This is a genomic window from Candidatus Phytoplasma luffae, from assembly GCF_018024475.1.
GTDB classification, from domain to species: Bacteria; Bacillota_I; Bacilli_A; order Acholeplasmatales; family Acholeplasmataceae; genus Phytoplasma; species Phytoplasma luffae.
Map to the genome: position 1 here is coordinate 421,243 of NZ_CP054393.1, position 16,168 is coordinate 437,410.

General features: G+C 25.3%; 19 protein-coding genes and 1 pseudogene. All 20 read left to right on the forward strand.

The genetic code is table 11. The features are described from left to right. Positions 1–8 precede the first annotated feature (8 nt). The gene (locus tag LFWB_RS02145) at positions 9–548 is read left to right on the forward strand and encodes a helix-turn-helix domain-containing protein (RefSeq protein ID WP_210954498.1); all 540 of its coding nucleotides are present in this window, start codon (positions 9–11) and stop codon (positions 546–548) included. A gap of 24 nt (positions 549–572) precedes the next feature. Further along, positions 573–1,343 carry a triose-phosphate isomerase gene (gene tpiA / locus LFWB_RS02150; protein WP_210954499.1) on the forward strand — a complete coding sequence of 257 codons (771 nt, stop codon included), beginning with the start codon at positions 573–575 and terminating at the stop codon, positions 1,341–1,343. Positions 1,344–1,420: 77 nt separating this feature from the next. Further along, a complete protein-coding gene (locus LFWB_RS02155) occupies positions 1,421–3,631 on the forward strand; it encodes an ATP-dependent helicase (protein ID WP_210954500.1) in 2,211 nt (736 codons plus the stop codon). 226 nt (positions 3,632–3,857) lie between these two features. Next, the gene (locus LFWB_RS02160; protein WP_210954482.1) at positions 3,858–4,478 is read left to right on the forward strand and encodes a sigma-70 family RNA polymerase sigma factor; all 621 of its coding nucleotides are present in this window, start codon (positions 3,858–3,860) and stop codon (positions 4,476–4,478) included. A 4-nt stretch (positions 4,479–4,482) separates the two neighbouring features. Then, positions 4,483–4,806 (forward strand): single-stranded DNA-binding protein, encoded by a 324-nt coding sequence (locus LFWB_RS02165; RefSeq protein ID WP_210954483.1) that lies wholly within the window; start codon positions 4,483–4,485, stop codon positions 4,804–4,806. Between the two features lie 15 nt (positions 4,807–4,821). Next, positions 4,822–5,112 carry an HU family DNA-binding protein gene (locus tag LFWB_RS02170; protein WP_210954484.1) on the forward strand — a complete coding sequence of 97 codons (291 nt, stop codon included), beginning with the start codon at positions 4,822–4,824 and terminating at the stop codon, positions 5,110–5,112. 12 nt (positions 5,113–5,124) lie between these two features. Then, positions 5,125–5,565 (forward strand): hypothetical protein, encoded by a 441-nt coding sequence (locus tag LFWB_RS02175; RefSeq protein WP_210954485.1) that lies wholly within the window; start codon positions 5,125–5,127, stop codon positions 5,563–5,565. Continuing rightward, complete coding sequence (locus tag LFWB_RS02180) at positions 5,558–5,782, forward strand: hypothetical protein (RefSeq protein ID WP_210954908.1); 225 nt, start codon at positions 5,558–5,560, stop codon at positions 5,780–5,782. The genes LFWB_RS02175 and LFWB_RS02180 overlap by 8 nt, the downstream gene beginning before the upstream one ends. Next, positions 5,783–6,418 carry a YqaJ viral recombinase family nuclease gene (locus LFWB_RS02185; RefSeq protein ID WP_210954501.1) on the forward strand — a complete coding sequence of 212 codons (636 nt, stop codon included), beginning with the start codon at positions 5,783–5,785 and terminating at the stop codon, positions 6,416–6,418. Positions 6,419–6,532: 114 nt separating this feature from the next. Beyond that, complete coding sequence (locus LFWB_RS02190; RefSeq protein ID WP_210954487.1) at positions 6,533–6,829, forward strand: hypothetical protein; 297 nt, start codon at positions 6,533–6,535, stop codon at positions 6,827–6,829. After that, a complete protein-coding gene (locus tag LFWB_RS02195; protein ID WP_210954502.1) occupies positions 6,829–7,434 on the forward strand; it encodes a hypothetical protein in 606 nt (201 codons plus the stop codon). The genes LFWB_RS02190 and LFWB_RS02195 overlap by 1 nt, the downstream gene beginning before the upstream one ends. A gap of 68 nt (positions 7,435–7,502) precedes the next feature. Continuing rightward, the gene (locus tag LFWB_RS02200) at positions 7,503–8,699 is read left to right on the forward strand and encodes an AAA family ATPase (protein WP_210954909.1); all 1,197 of its coding nucleotides are present in this window, start codon (positions 7,503–7,505) and stop codon (positions 8,697–8,699) included. Positions 8,700–8,702: 3 nt separating this feature from the next. Further along, complete coding sequence (locus tag LFWB_RS02205) at positions 8,703–9,542, forward strand: DNA double-strand break repair rad50 ATPase (protein WP_210954503.1); 840 nt, start codon at positions 8,703–8,705, stop codon at positions 9,540–9,542. Between the two features lie 23 nt (positions 9,543–9,565). Continuing rightward, on the forward strand, positions 9,566–9,931 hold the full coding sequence (locus tag LFWB_RS02210; protein WP_210954504.1) for an SVM family protein: 366 nt from the start codon (positions 9,566–9,568) through the stop codon (positions 9,929–9,931). Positions 9,932–10,130: 199 nt separating this feature from the next. After that, positions 10,131–10,289 (forward strand): hypothetical protein, encoded by a 159-nt coding sequence (locus LFWB_RS02215; RefSeq protein ID WP_210954505.1) that lies wholly within the window; start codon positions 10,131–10,133, stop codon positions 10,287–10,289. Then, positions 10,273–11,853, forward strand: a complete 1,581-nt coding sequence (locus tag LFWB_RS02220; RefSeq protein WP_246454204.1) for a hypothetical protein — start codon at positions 10,273–10,275, stop codon at positions 11,851–11,853. The genes LFWB_RS02215 and LFWB_RS02220 overlap by 17 nt, the downstream gene beginning before the upstream one ends. 47 nt (positions 11,854–11,900) lie before the next feature. After that, positions 11,901–12,548: pseudogene (gene tmk / locus LFWB_RS02225) on the forward strand (dTMP kinase); the annotation flags it as partial. Positions 12,549–12,721: 173 nt separating this feature from the next. Then, positions 12,722–13,351 (forward strand): hypothetical protein, encoded by a 630-nt coding sequence (locus LFWB_RS02230; RefSeq protein WP_210954507.1) that lies wholly within the window; start codon positions 12,722–12,724, stop codon positions 13,349–13,351. Beyond that, a complete protein-coding gene (locus LFWB_RS02235) occupies positions 13,341–14,822 on the forward strand; it encodes a replicative DNA helicase (RefSeq protein ID WP_210954508.1) in 1,482 nt (493 codons plus the stop codon). The genes LFWB_RS02230 and LFWB_RS02235 overlap by 11 nt, the downstream gene beginning before the upstream one ends. Positions 14,823–14,833: 11 nt before the next feature. Further along, positions 14,834–16,162: a toprim domain-containing protein gene (locus tag LFWB_RS02240; protein WP_210954509.1), complete on the forward strand. Its 1,329-nt coding sequence runs from the start codon at positions 14,834–14,836 to the stop codon at positions 16,160–16,162. Positions 16,163–16,168 lie beyond the last annotated feature (6 nt).

Below are 16,168 nucleotides of genomic sequence, written 5' to 3' on the forward strand. Positions count from 1 at the left end.
AAATATTAGTGAATATAGGTTCGCAAATCAGAAAACTCAGAATAAGTAAAAAATTAACTCAAAAACAATTAGCAGAAAAAATTAATGTAACTAACGGATATATTTCACAAATTGAAAATAATTTAATTTCTCCTTCTTTAAAAATTTTATTCGCTTTATTAAAAATTTTTAAAATGACAGCAGCAGAATTTTTTAAACAAAAAAAAAATATAGAATTGATTCATAAAAAAAATGATTTTTTTGTAGAAAAAAATCCTAAATTAAAAAATACCACTTTTCATCTTTTCCCTTCGATAACCAAATATAATATTGAACCAATTATTATAGAAATAGAATATCAAGGACAAACAACTATGAATAATAAACCCAAAGAAGATATATTTGGTTTTGTTTTGGAAGGGGAAGTGCTTTTAATTTTGAATAAAATACAATATTTTTTGAAAAAAGGGGATGCTTTTTATTTATCTACAGACAAAAAATATTATTTATTAAATGATAAACCTGAAACAGTTAAAATATTAAAAGTTCTATCTTCTTTTTATGAGTAAATGGAAATAAAGGAAAAAATTTAAATGAAAAAAATAATTATCGCGGGCAATTGGAAAATGAACAAATGCAAAGATGAAGCTTTAAATTTTGTATACCAAATAAACAATAAAGTCCCTGATAGAAAAAAAGTAGAAACAATAATCTTCCCTCAAACAATTTTGTTAGATGTTTTATCCCAAATAGAAGGCAAAAATTTAAGAATCGGCGCTCAAAATGTTTTTTATAAAAATTCAGGTTCTTATACAGGAGAAAATTCTCCTTTAAGTATACATTTTTTAGGTATTAAATACGCTTTAGTAGGACACTACGATAGAAGAACTCTTTTTAATGAAACTGACGAAATAGTTAATTTAAAATTAAAAGAACTTTTAAAATTAGATATTTATTCTATTGTATGTATAGGAACAAATGTCAATTCTAATGAAGAAAAAAATGATGAAAATTTATTATATTCTCAATTAGAAAAAATCTTTTTCGATGTTACAGAAAATAAAATAGATAAAATTATATTAGCTTATGAGCCTTCTAATTCTATAGGAACAGGAGAAAGTATGAACCCTATAAAAGCTAATGAAATTATTTCAAAAATTCGTGAAAAAATATCTTCTTTATTTTCGAAAGAGGCATCTAAAAAAATAAGAATTATTTATGGCGGTTCTACTAATAAATCAAATATTGAAGATTTTTTAAAACAAAAAGAAATAGATGGTGTTTTAGCAGGCAAAAGTTCTTTAAATATAGATGATTTTTTATTTTTTACTCAAGTTGCTTCGGAAATATCCAAAATTAAATAAAAAGTTTTGATATTTTTTTAAAAAATATAATAATAAAATATTAATATTAATAAATTTTTACAGGAATTCTAACAAATATGAATGAAACTAAGTCACAAAATTTAAATCAAAATCAATTAGAAGCTGTTTTTTCTAAAGAAAAAGCTATTTATTTACATGCTGGTGCTGGAACTGGAAAAACAACCACCCTCACAAGAAGAATTCTTTATTTGATAAATGATTTGAATATAAAAGCTGAAAATATTTTAGCAATCACTTTTACAAATAATGCTGCTCAAGAAATGAAAGAACGTTTAAAAAAAAATGTTGATCCAAAAAATTTTGATAACTTGACCATTTCAACTTTTCATTCATTAGGATATCAAATTTTAAGAAAAAATATTTCTAAATTAAATTTAGATTTAGGAAATAATCTTTATATCGCTGACGAAAGTAAAAGTCAAAGCGTTATTAAAGATATAATTAAAAAATTAAATTTAGATAAAGAACGTTTTAAATATAGTCGTCTGAAAAAAAATTTTGCTAAAATAAAAAATAATGAAGTTAAAAAGAAAATTTTAAATGAATTAGAACAAAAAATGCAAAACGAGGAATGGTTTACTCCTTATGATGATTATACTTATGATAATTTATCTTCTGAAGAAAAACAAATTTTTAATTTATATAAAGAGTTTTTGAAAAAAAATAATTTATTAGATTTTAATGATTTGTTGATTTATAGTTACCAATTGTTACAAAAAGATAAATCAATTACTTCCTTTTATAATGAAAAATTTAAATATATTCTAATAGATGAGTTTCAAGATATTGATTTGATCCAATATAATATAATAAAATTAATAGGAAAAAATAATTTTATTTTTGTAGTCGGAGACCCAAATCAAAATATATATAGTTTTAGAGGAGCTAATATTTTATGCAATGAATTATTTATTAGAGATTTTAAAGCTCATAAAATAAATTTAAATTTTAATTATCGTTCTACTCAAAATATTTTAGATAAAGCTAATCTTTTAATTCAAAATAACCACAATCCTAAAGATAAAAGTTTCCAAAATGTTTTAAAAAACAATTCTTTTATAGGGGAACCAGTTATTTATAAACATTTTATAAATGAAAATCAAGAAGCTGAATTTATTTCTGAAACAATTAAAAAATTAATATCTAAACATCATTACAATTATCACGATATAATTATTTTATATAGAATGAACCAATTATATAAACATATTGAAAATATTTTTATAACAAAAAATATTCCTTACATAGCTCAAAACGTAACTTCTTTATATCAACAAACAGTAGTAAAAGATTTTGTTTCTTATTTAAAAGTTTTAATGGATCCGAATAATGACATTGATTTAAAAAGAATTATCAACGTTCCATCTCGTAAAATAGGAATAAAAACAATAAATAAATTAGAACAAATGGCTAATGAAAAAAATATTTCATTGTTTCAAGCTATGCAAAATTTATCAGATGATGATAATATCAAACCTAAAATTAATAATTTTTTAAATTTATTTTATGATTTACAAAAAATTTTTTCTGATGAAAATCAATGTAATTTAGATAATGTTATTAAGTTGATAAACGAAAAAATTAATTACTCCGAACTTTTATCACAAAAAACAAATAATAAGGATTCAAATTCTCAAAAAGATAAAATTATAGATAGATTGAATAATTTACAAAAAATTTTCTCTATTGAAAATGAAGAACAAAAAACAGGTTCTTTTTTGGAAAAATTAAATATATTATTAAACAAAATATCTTTAAGTTCGAATGAAAATCAAACAGAACAAAGTAACAAAGTTCTTTTATCGTCGATTCATAAAGCAAAAGGATTAGAATTTAAAATTGTTTTCGCAATAGGGTGGGAACAAAATATATTTTTCAATTCAGATGAGAATAAAAAAAAGAACGTAGAAAAAGAAGAAAGACGTATCGCCTATGTAGCTATTACAAGAGCGAAAGAATTATTATATATCACAAGTGTTAAAAATAGATTTTTAAAAGGTAAACATATTATTAACGAACCTATATGTTTTTTAAAAGAAATGAAATTATTTTCTGATAATTCTTTCACCAATAAAAATCATAAATTTAATCAATATCAAACAAAAAAAAATAATATTTATCAAGATGGCGACCGGGTTCAACATAATAAATTCGGACAAGGAATTGTCATATCAGCGACCAATGATTTATTAACAATATCTTTTAAGCTACCACATAAAATCAAACAAATTTTAATAACTCACCCTTCTTTAACTAAAATAAAATAAAAATAATATTAAAAAAGATATTTTTTTAATATTGATTTAAAAAGAATAAAAGCGATTTAGGTAAATTAAATAATAACTTGGATAATATGAGGTATTCCAAAACTTTAGACACTTTTTGTTTTTTAAAATTTCTTTAAGGCTAACTATTAAGTTAGTCTTTTTTTATTCTCTAAGAATAAAATTAATTTTCATATCTTTTCTAAAAACGTTTTTAGAAAGGGATTAAATGTTAAGAAAAAAATTATTTAAAGATTTTTTAAAAAATAAAAAGAATTTAGAAATAAGAGATCAATTAATTGATCTTCATTTGCCATTAATAAATAAAATTGTTGGTAAATTTAAATATTATCCTAAATTGCTCCAAAAACAAGATTTATATCAAGAAGGAGTTTTAGGATTAACGAAAGCCCTAAGTAATTACCAAGATTTAGGTTATGACTTTATCGCCTATGCAAAACCAACAATTAAATCTGAAATCAATGAACTAATAAGAAAAAGTTATTCTCCTTCAATCCCACAAAAATCTACTAAACCAAACAATATTAGTTTTCAAGAAGAAAAATATCAACCTTATAAAATCAGCAACCCCAATCCTCATCAATTATGGTTAAAACAAACAAATCACGAATGTTTGTTAAAAAAACTAAAAAAGAAATTAAGTAAAACAGGATTTAATATTATTTGTTTAAGTTTTGGTATCACTTTAGACAACATCAACGAAACTTATCAACGACCTCATACCAACCAAGAGATCGCGCTAAAAATAAATTTAAAACTTCAAACAATAATCAACATCAAAAAAATAGCTATTCTAAAATTAAAACCTAAAAAACCAATGGAGAAATAAAAAAATGTTAAATAAAGTTCAATTAATCGGCCGCATCACTAACGCCCTAGAATCACAATACATTCATATTAATAATGAACAAATCACAAAAATTGATTTCAACTTAGCTATCAACAATAAAGATAAAGTTCAATTCATCCACTGTGTTGCCTTTCGTAATCAAGCAGAAAACATGAGTAAATATTTACACAAAGGTTCAAAAATATATATAGAAGGAACATTATCTATTCAAAAATACACTAATAACGAAAACCAAAACAAAACCAATACTAAAGTTATTTTAAACAATGTTATCTTTTTAGATAATAACCCCCCAACCCAAAATTAAAAAGGAGTCACTAAAATGACAAAAAAAGAATTAATCAAAACTATCGCAGTAATGCATAAAACTTCGGTTACTCAAACCCAAGATTTTTACAACTCGTTCGAAAATGCTTTAATCAAAGCAATCACATCCAACGAAGAAGTGGTATTATCACCTTCAATTGGCAAATTCATCTTAAAATCAAGAAAAGCCCGCGTGGGAAGAAACCCCCAAACAGGTAAAAAACTCAAAATCCCTACAAAAACTGTGGTAAATTTTAAACTTTCTAAAACTATTAAAGATGAAGTCAAAAACCTTAAATTAAAATAAGGAGAATAAATTATGTTTATTTTTTCATTATTTGCAACAATTAGCAATTTTATCTTAAATTACTCTAAAGGATTTAGCACTACCGAAATCCTTGAACGAAGAATAGACGGAATCCAAACAACGATTTTCACTATTCTTATTGTCTCTGGTTTCAAACCTATTTTTAAATTAATTGCAAATATTTTGATTTTCGTCAAAGATTTGATTTTAGGCCTCTTTTTCCCCAACAAAAAACTCCAAAATTTAGAAATCCAAAACGCCAAACAAGAATATTTAGAAAAACAGTTATTAAAAAAACTAGATAAAATAAATGAAAACCAAGAAAAACTCCAATCCCAATTAGAAGTGCAAAAAGTAAAAGTTGCTCATTGGCAAGAGAAAAAAGCAAGAAAAAAAATACTAAAATTAAAAAACAACAACAAACCTCACGGAAAGGAAAATGAAAATGAATGAACTTAATTTCGCCATTGGATTTATCGTTGGCGCCCTATTCGCAACTGCTTTAATGTTTATTATCAAAAAAATCTTTTTTAATTTTTTTCCATTACCAGAAATTAATAAAACAGATGAAACTAAAAAAGATAACAAACCCAATAAATCATCTTCAATTATTCCAAACCCAAATAACAATTCAAAAGAAAAAAATAATTTAGAAAGTGAAAATAATTAAATGAAAATTAATAATTTAAACCAACGAACTTCTGAGTGGTATAATCATCGCAAAAAATATATCAATGCCTCTGAAATAGGAAGTATTACAGGAAATGACAAATTTAGAAGTTTAGAACAATTAATACATGACAAAATATTTGGAACAACATTTACAAGCAATAAATTCACCGAACACGGCAACAAAACCGAACCCCTAGCGAGAACTTTTTTTGAAAAAATAACTAATCTAAAATTCCCTGATACCATCTTTACTGATGATACTTTAGATATGTTTTCTGCAAGTCTTGACGGTTATAACGAACAAACCAACACTTTATTAGAAATTAAATGTCCTTATGTAGATGAAAATAACAACATCTCCTCTACTTGGAATGGTTTCTTTTCACATAAAAAAATCCCTTCTAATTACTGGGCGCAAGTTCAATGTCAATTATATTGTTCTCAATCTAAATTCGCTTATTTCTTTGTTTATTTTAATGACACTAATTATCATGTTGTTAGGGTTTATCAAGATAATAATTTTATTAACCAAATGATTGCAGACGGCAAAAAGTATTTAGAATTATTAAAACTCAATAAACAAGAATTACAACAGACAACTTATTTAAAAAAATTAAGTAAATTTAAAATATAAAAAAAAGAAAGGAAACTAAAAATGAAAATCCAAAAAAACCAAAAATAATTATTAAGAAAAAAACAATTTAGAAAGTAACAAAGAAATAAATAATTAATACAAAGGAGAAAAAACATGTCAAAAAAAATAATTATCACTAAAAAACCAAATAAAAAATTAACCAAAACCCAAAACCCAAATCAAAAAATATCAATCCCAGAAACAAAAAAACTCAATCATCACATTTCACCCCCAACTCCTAATATCAATAAACTAAATTTATTAAAAATAATTACTTATTTAACTATCATTTTATATTTTATTTTACATGTCAACGTTATTTATTACCAAAACCAAATCCCTTGGTTAACAACAGGAATCAATAATTTTATTGATTTAATTAAAACAATTTTTTCAGGAGGAAACAAATAATGAAAACACAAAATAAAAATAAAATATTAATTATCATAACATTTGTAATTGTTCTATTTTTCTCAATTATCTCAATTTATGCTTTAAACGATTACTTTAACAAACAAAGAAAAGAAAAAATAAATTTAATAAATGATTTTCCTATTTTCACTGTTGAACGAACGGGTGGCAACAACGAAAATCAAATACTTTTGCCGATTTCAATTCCTAACTTAAACCAAAAAAAATACAATCACTTAATTACTATCGAACACGAAGCAATCCTTAACTCAAATGGAATAGATATTTCAATACCCTTATATTTAAAATTATCAACCCAATATAACACTAACCAATCCTTTAACAACCCAGAAAAATATTTAAACATAAGCCTCAAAGTTAATAACAATGATTATGACGACACAAAACGTCCCCAAATGATATTAAACGACAAAGGTATTGGAATTATTAAAATTCAAATTAGCATCGAACAAAAAGAAATCATCAATTCCAAAAACCCTCAATTAGAATTAATTTGTGATTACGAATTAGTCGATTCCCAAGGTAAATCTTTTGAAGGCGGAAATCAAACTATCGAAAACAAAATTGCTCAATTAGCAAAATAAAATATTAAAAGACTAAACAAAATTTGTATTAGTCTTTTTTTATTTTTCAGAAAGGTATTAATATGAAAATGAATATTAAAAAAAATCAAAATAAAAATTTAAATCCAACTAATTTAATAATAATCATTATAACATCTATCATTTTATTTTTAGGAATTCAAGTTTGGATCCACCATCAAGCTTTAATCGAAAATCAAACCCAAATCCTAAATCATCATAAAAGATTAGAAACCCAAAACAAAACTAACCAAGAAACTAAAAAATATTTAGAAGACCAAATAACTAAAAATAATTCATCACCAGAAAAAATTCAAACTTTTTCTTCATCAGAATTACAAGAAAAAACAATAATCCCGAACGATAACCAAGAAGAATTATTATTTAAACCTTCTAACAACAATAAATTCCCAGGATTCAACCAACTAATCGGTTTCAAAGAAGAAAAACAAGCATTAGATGGATTTATTGATTATCTCAACAACAAAGAAAACTACCAAAATATTGGAGAAATCGAATCTCCTCTAGGTATTTTAATGTATGGAGCCCCTGGAACAGGAAAAACCACTCTCGCAAGATCCTTAGCCAAAGAAACTAATTTACCCTTCTTTGAAGTAAGCAGCTCTTTATTCTCACAAAAATACAAAGGTATCGCCCCTCAATTAGTCAAAGATTTATTTATGACAGCTCGCGAAGAAGCAGCCCAAAACAATGGCGCAATCATCTTTTTAGATGAATGCGAAACTATCTTTACTGATTTAAGCACTTTAGAAACTGATTCAGAAATTGCCAATGTTGTGAATCAATTCAAAACTGAATTGACATCTTTTAAAAACAACCCTGAAAAACCTATTTTCATCATTGGAGCTACAAACCACATTAACCAAATCGATGATGCCATCAAATCAAGATTCACTTACAATATCGAAGTCAAACCAGGCAACAAAGAAGAAAGAAAACAATTCCTAGAATTTTTAATCAACAAACGTAAAAACCCTTATAGTGAAGAAGCCAAACAATACTTATATGAAGTCATTAACGAAGCTTTAGAAATATTACCGCCAAACCATCAATTCAAACAAGCCAATCGTACTTTGGAAAACCTCTTAAAAACAACAGTAACAATCTTTGCGAAAAACAGAGGTCAAGGTGAAACTAGAAGAAATGAAATCAACAAAGAAGATTTAAAACAAGCATATAAAATGATAATTTCCCCTAATATAAATATATTAGACCAAATAGAAAAAAACCAAAAAGGAGATGAATAATATATGTTAACACCATTTGACTTAATCAAAGGATTTTTATCATTTAAATCTTATTTCACCTGGTTTTTAATAGCCACTACCATCTTTAGTCTATTTGTTTTCTTTAAAAGAAAACTTTCACCCACTCAACAATCAACAACATCATGGAAAGGCTATTTAACTTATTTTTTAATTATAATTGGTATTTTAAGTTTCATTTATTTATGTTTCTTTCATAAAACAGAACCATCATCTAAATATGCAGGGCAATTAGTCAACAAAATCGACAAAGCCATCGATAAATACGAAAATACAATAAATAATTACAAAGGATTAAAAACTAATTGGGAAAGTGAATTAAAAAAATGTGAAGATGAATTAAAAGAACTCTACAATGCCCAAGAATCCTCCCAAAAACAAAAAGAACAAATCCATGAATTGTTAGAACAAAATGAAACAAAAATTAAAGAAATAAAAGAACAATTAAAAAACACAACAGGTAACATCACTATCTTAAAAGGCAAGCTAACTCAGTTAGAAAAAGATAAAGATGCCAAAGAAAAAGAAATTAAACAAAAACAAGAAGAAGAAAAATTAGCTTCTCCTGATGATAAAATTAGATTAAGAGCACAAATTGAAAAACTCCAAAATGAAGTAATAAAAATAGTTGGTGAAATCGGCAAAATCAACGTTCAAATTGGCATATTAGAAAGTGACCAAAAATTATACAAAAGTAGGTTAAAGGATTCTAAAGAATCCAAACAAGATTTAGAAAAACGATATAAAAATGCTGAATTACAATATAAAGATTTAATTATTTCTGGATTAAAAGAAATCTATGACATTACCTCGGCCGAGGAATAAATAAAAATAAGGAGTAATATATAATGTTAATAAAAAATAAATTACATCTTTTACCATTTTTTTTAATGAGTTGTTTAGGATTGTTTATCTTAATCACTATTAATCCAGTTATGGCAATGGATCCAAACCTTCCAGGAACTAGTAGTAATCAACCTGCTCATCAGAACTTCACCATTGAAGAAAACATAATTAATTTAAAACAAAAAATTTATTATAATGCAACCAAAATAACAAACATAGATAAAGCATTACAAGGAAGTATCACTGATGATGACAAAACAAATCTCTTAAAATTAAAAGAAAATCACAAAAGATTAATTGATAATCAAAAAGAACAATTAAAAACTTATAAAAACCTTTTAAAAAATTTAAATGATGAAGATAACTAAAATATTATCAACATAAAAATTATCTTATTTTGATTTATAAGACCCTTGAAAAGGTCTTTTTGGAACCATAATTATAAAATAATTAGACTCTTTAAATAAGAGTCTTTTTTTATTTCTATTAATATTAATAAGAAATGAATATCTTTATTAAATAAAAAAACAAAGGAGTTCAAGTAGTTTTAGTGAATTACATTAAAGTTTGGACCAATTAGAAAAAACATTAGATGAAGTTAGAAAACAATTAAATAATCGATTTGCTACCATGTTCGAAAACTTCGATAAATTAGATAAAAACATTGCTGAATTAGATAAAACAAGTAATAAAGCAGAGGATAAAATCGATGAAAACCAAAAATAAACCAAAAAAAGGAGGTAACCAATTATGTCAAAATCAATCAAAATTCCCTTTATCTAAATATTTCATCATTATTTATTTATTATTATTTTTGATTTGTTGTCCTTCTATCTCCGCTCATCCTTATTTTCATCATCAATCTAAATCAAAAATAAAACTATCTGACTACCAAACCCTTCAACAAGAATGGTTAGCCACTCAACCCAAAATGAAAAGATATGACATTCCTGTTTTATCTAAAGAAAGCATCCCTGATATCTTAAAATATTTTAATATCAAAGCTTATCTTTATGATATTTCAACTCCCTCCTACAATCCTTATGATTACACTTTCTTCGACGCTAAACTCAAAAACCCTCCTTCAGGTTTAATTGGGGCTTATTTCAAACCAAGACATAACCCTTTTAATATCAAATATCCTGATGAAGATGATGAATTCACCTTAGAAGAACTCCTTGATTACGGAATAGCCATCGAAGAAGCCTTTGTCTTTTGGGACGCAAAACAAAAACCTCAAGAAGAAAATGTAAATATAGAATTAATAATAATTGAAATGTTTGCTGACCAAAACAAAGAAGAAGCAATTAATAATTATTTAATCAAAAACAACATCATTAAAGAACCAAAACTAATTAAACTAGGTTGTTATAACGCAACACCTCATACTGGATTAGTATTGCCTTTACCTTTTGGAAAATTTTTATTTGAATTTGAAATTGATGCCATTTATTTTGATGACGGCATAAGGTTATTATCTGAAAATCGAAATATACAATCTCTAAGAAACCGATTAGAATGGAAACAAGAATTTCTACAAGAAGTTATAATAAAACAAAATTCATGTGAAGATACACATTTCAAAACTGTCTATCAAGAAAGCATTAATGAAATTAATGAAAGCATCAATCAAATAAAAGAAGATATTATTAAATCTCAATCATATACTATCGAAGACTTAACAAAACTCTCAAATGGTGCCAAAAACATCTATCTTTTCTTCCTTAATGTTCAAAAAAGAAAAAAAATTATTGAACTCCCTGACTCTTTAGACCCTTATCAAACTATCCGAGATTGGAAAAGAGAAAACAACCTTTATACTTTCCCTCCTTTAATAAAAGAAAGTGAATATAAAGAAGAAACAGAAAAGCGAAATTGGGATATTGAAATAACTTCTCCTTCTTATAAAAAAATAGATATTCCTTTTCAAATTAAAAGAATATCCCAATTTTTAGAAACTGATGATTGTATTTATTTTGTAGTTTGTAATGATACACTCCAAATTAAACTCGCCGAACAATATCGTAATGCTTATATAAATTGGTTAAAGCAATGTTACATTCAATATGGATGTTCTTATTCAGCTCAAGAAATAAGAAATAAATTTGGAAAAACATCGAGAATTATTTATGATGAAAACGGAAATACATGTTGGTATCAATATGTCCCAGGTTTTTTCTCTGATGATTGGATTGTTAATGGTCATAATTGTGTTGGTAATTCTAATATTTTTTATAATTTTTATAACACCACTCCCCCACCCAAAAGAATTGAATTAAGCTTTAAATAACAATTTAAAAGACTCTCTTGTAGAGTCTTTTTTTATTATCTAAAACCCAATTAAAGGAGAAAAAAATGAAACTTATAGTTTTTGAAGGACTAGATGGTAGCGGCAAAACAACTTTAATTCAAGAATTACAACAAAAACTAAAAAAACAAAAAATAAATAATAAAATTTATCAAGGTTTAGGAAGTAGTTCTATTGGAACAGAAATAAGAAATTTATTTTTAAATTATAACCAAGTTGATTACATTACTCGTTTTTATCTTAGCATCACTAATATGGCTCAAATCCAAAAAGAACTCATCTATCCTCATTTAAAACAAAATCAACTCATAATCTTAGACCGTTGGTTACCATCAACATATGCCTACCAATTATTTCCTTATCTTAAACAAACAAAATCTTGTTTCGATTTAAAAGAAATTTTTGATATCACTCATAAAAAATTATTTATTAAACCTCATTTATTAATTTATCTAGATATTAATCCTCTTATTGGTAAAGAAAGAAAACAAACCCAAAAAAACCATCAATTAGATATTATCGAACAAAAATCCTTAACTTATCACCAAACTGTCCATAAAGGTTATTATCATTATTTAACTCATTATCAAAACAATAAACAATTAATTCTAAATGGTATTGATTCCCTTCAATCAAATGTTACTAAAATTATGAAATTAATAAGAGATATAAAATGAAAAAAATCATAAAGAAAAAATGTCAAAACGGTAATTTATATATCTATTTTCGCAACGGCAAAATCAAAACAATTCATAAAGATGGAATTATTACTTGGCGTACTAAAAAAATCTATTAAAACAAACCAAAGACCCTCAAAAAGGGTCTTTTTTATTTAGAAAGGAATTTAAAAATGTTAACTAACCAAGAATTTATTAATATCAACCAATTAAATACCAACTCAAAATCAGTTCAAATCATAAAGCTTATTTTCAACAAAGCAACTTTGAATCTTACTATTGATAAATATATGAAAAGTAATCACATTCAATTAAATCATTATTTCGAAACCAACAACTTTTGTTCCCAATCCCAAAAATCAATTCGCGGAAAAATTAACGAATACCTGATTTTGCTTTATTTAAACCATAAAGGAATTAAATGTTTATATCCTAAATCATATTTATTTTTCATCCCCGACATCAAATTCGACTTGGTTTTATTCACACAAACCAAACGCATTATCGCCTTCAATTTCAAAACTTGCCTTCGTGAACGATACAAACAAGCCATCATTGAAGCACAACAACTAAAAAAACTAGACACTCGTTTTGAATATTATTTATTAACAAACGATGAAGTTGAAACTCAAAAACTCAATAATAAAATTAAAAACGGTAAAGTACAGTCAATTAATAAAGTAATTAATTTATTTTCTGATAATGCTAATCTCTTCTTAAAAACCTTACTAATGAATGAATTCATCACTTTTCCCAATATTAATTTAATTAAAAAGAAGGAGTTAAATAAAAATGTTAACTAACGAACACCAAGCCTTAATTCAAATTATTAATTACATCGAAAAAGGGGAGTGGAACAAATTAAAACTTTATTGTCAAATAATCAACCCTAAATATTTAACCAAATCCAATCACCAAAAAATATATAACGCTTTAAAATATTTATATTTAGAAAAAAAATCAACTCATCCTTGGGATAAAATCAAAACCAAAGAGACAATTATTAAAGAATTACTAACTTATCTTCAAACTCATTATCCTCAAGAAAATTTTAATAATGAATCTTTGATGTTTTTAAACAATAATAATATCCATAATGAACATCTTTTAGAAAATTTAAAACATACTTATACCCAAGAAACTTTATTTCAACAATTAATAAAAACAATCAACCCTTCTTTTGATAATCAAGATCTTTATCATAAGCATTTATACTACCAAGAAATCTTTGATAAATTAAGAAATTTTATTAATCTTATCCCAAACAAAAAAGATAAAACTTTATTAACCTTGAACCAAATGACAAAACTTTATCCCGAAGTCTTTGAAACCGACAACATTTCCAAACAAAAAATCCAAGAAGAATATTATCGTTTATCAGACACTTTCAAAGGATTAAACCAAGCCACTAAAGGGTTCAAAAAAGGTCAAATCATCACCATTGGAGGCTATACTGGTTTAGGTAAAACATCTTTTATCTATAATCTTCTTTTAGATTTAGCCAAAACTAAATACCAAGAAAACCAACATTATCCTTATATGTTGGTTTTTTCTTTTGAAATGACTTCAGAAGAAAACCTAAATCGTTTATTATCTAATCAAACTCAAATTCCTTTAGATGTTATTTTAGATAAAAATTTTGATAATATCACACAACAACACTATACGAAAAAGATGATACAAGCAAAACAATTTTTTACTAATATCAACTTATCTTTTAGTTATGACCAAGAAAAAAATATTAATTATATTGTTGATTTATTGTATCGTCTTCATTTAGAATCCAAAATAGAAATTGTAGTCATTGATCACCTTCAAATCACAAAAGCGAGTAATAAAATGGATAATGACCGTTTAGCCATTGATGAAATCATGACCAAAATTAAAGAAATCGCCATCGAATTAAAAATTGTCATTATCATTTTATCTCAATTTTCAAGAGATACTTATTCTAATTATAACGGAAAATCCCCAGAAATCACCGCACTAAAAGGCTCTGGCGGAATTGAAACCAATTCCGACATAGTATTAATTATGTCTGAATTTAACCCAAATATTAAAAAAAATACCACCAAACCCCTAAATATCTATACTTCAACCTTAAATCAACTATATTTAGAAGCTGATGACAATGATAATCAAAAAATAATTGAAGTAAATATTAAAAAAAATCGCAGCGGAACTAAAAAAACTTTAGTCTATCATTTTAAAATGACAACTCAAACTTTTCAAGAAGTAGGTTATGTTTTACCTTACCAAATAGAAGATTTTTAAGGAGTAAAAAAATGAATAATCAAGAAAAAATTAACTACATCAAAACTAATTTCCCCATGATAGTTTTATTAAAAAAATTAAACATCCTCCCATCAAACTTCAACAGCAAATATCGTTTTCCTTGTCCCATCCATCAAGGTCTAAATCCAACAACTTGTCATATAAATGATAACAATAACATTCACTGTTGGAAATGTTGTCGCGATTTTGACATTATTGATGTTTATAAAGAAATTCGTGGAATCACAAACTTTAACGATGCAGTCAAAAAGATTTTAAATTTTATGCATTCTCAAAAATTTGAAATCTTAACAAATAAAGAAAAAACTAACACCTCAATATCCTCCAACCCTTTCAAATTACAATATCATCCTCCCAAACCCCATAACCCAATAGATGAAACAGAAATTAATATCAAAAAAACACAATTATTCAAAGAAATATCTCCCTTATTTAATCAAATAAGAGATTATTATAATTATTTGTTAACATCCAATCAAAATGATGAAAGGAAAATAGGATTAGATTATTTAACACAAAAGCGCCAATTAAATTTAGAAACAATTAAAGAATTTAAATTAGGTTATGCTCCATTATCAAATAAACCATTATCTTTTAGATTAATCAATTTCTTAAAAAAGAAAAATGTTAATATTGATAAATTAGTAGAATATGGTTTTATCAAAGAAAAAACTAATTTCAAAGGAAAAAAATATTATCATGATACTTTTCATGGTTCTATCATTATCCCGATTGAAAATGGATATGCTAAAACATTTCACTTTTATCAAAACCATTTTTGCGATACTAGCTATTTTCAACCCAAATATCAATCTCTTAATAATTTCAGCCAAACCCCCACTTTTCATTTTAGTTATCGTTTCTTTGAAGCATTCCCTTGCATTAAACAAACTAAAATTATGATTGTTCATGAAGGCTTTTTTGATGTCATTAGTTGTTGGCAAAATGGAATTAAAAACGTTGTGGGATTAATTTGTGTCACACAATTATTTTCTCAAACACAAATAGACATTCTTAAAAAAGAAAATATTAAAATCATTATTGCCTTAGACAATGACGAAACAGGAAAAAAACGTAGTGAATTATTAGGTGAACAATTAAAAAAAGAAAATATTATCTATGAAATTAGACACATTTTACCACCTTATAATCAAACTTGTAAAGATGTCGATGATTTATTTAAACAATATGGAATCCAAGCTTATCAAAAATGTTTCTTAGACCCATATATTTCTTACGAAGCGGCCAAAAAGAAACAAATAGTAGATTTAGCTATATATTACTTTGGCAAAGATAAAGTAGAAGTAATTAACGAATAATTTATT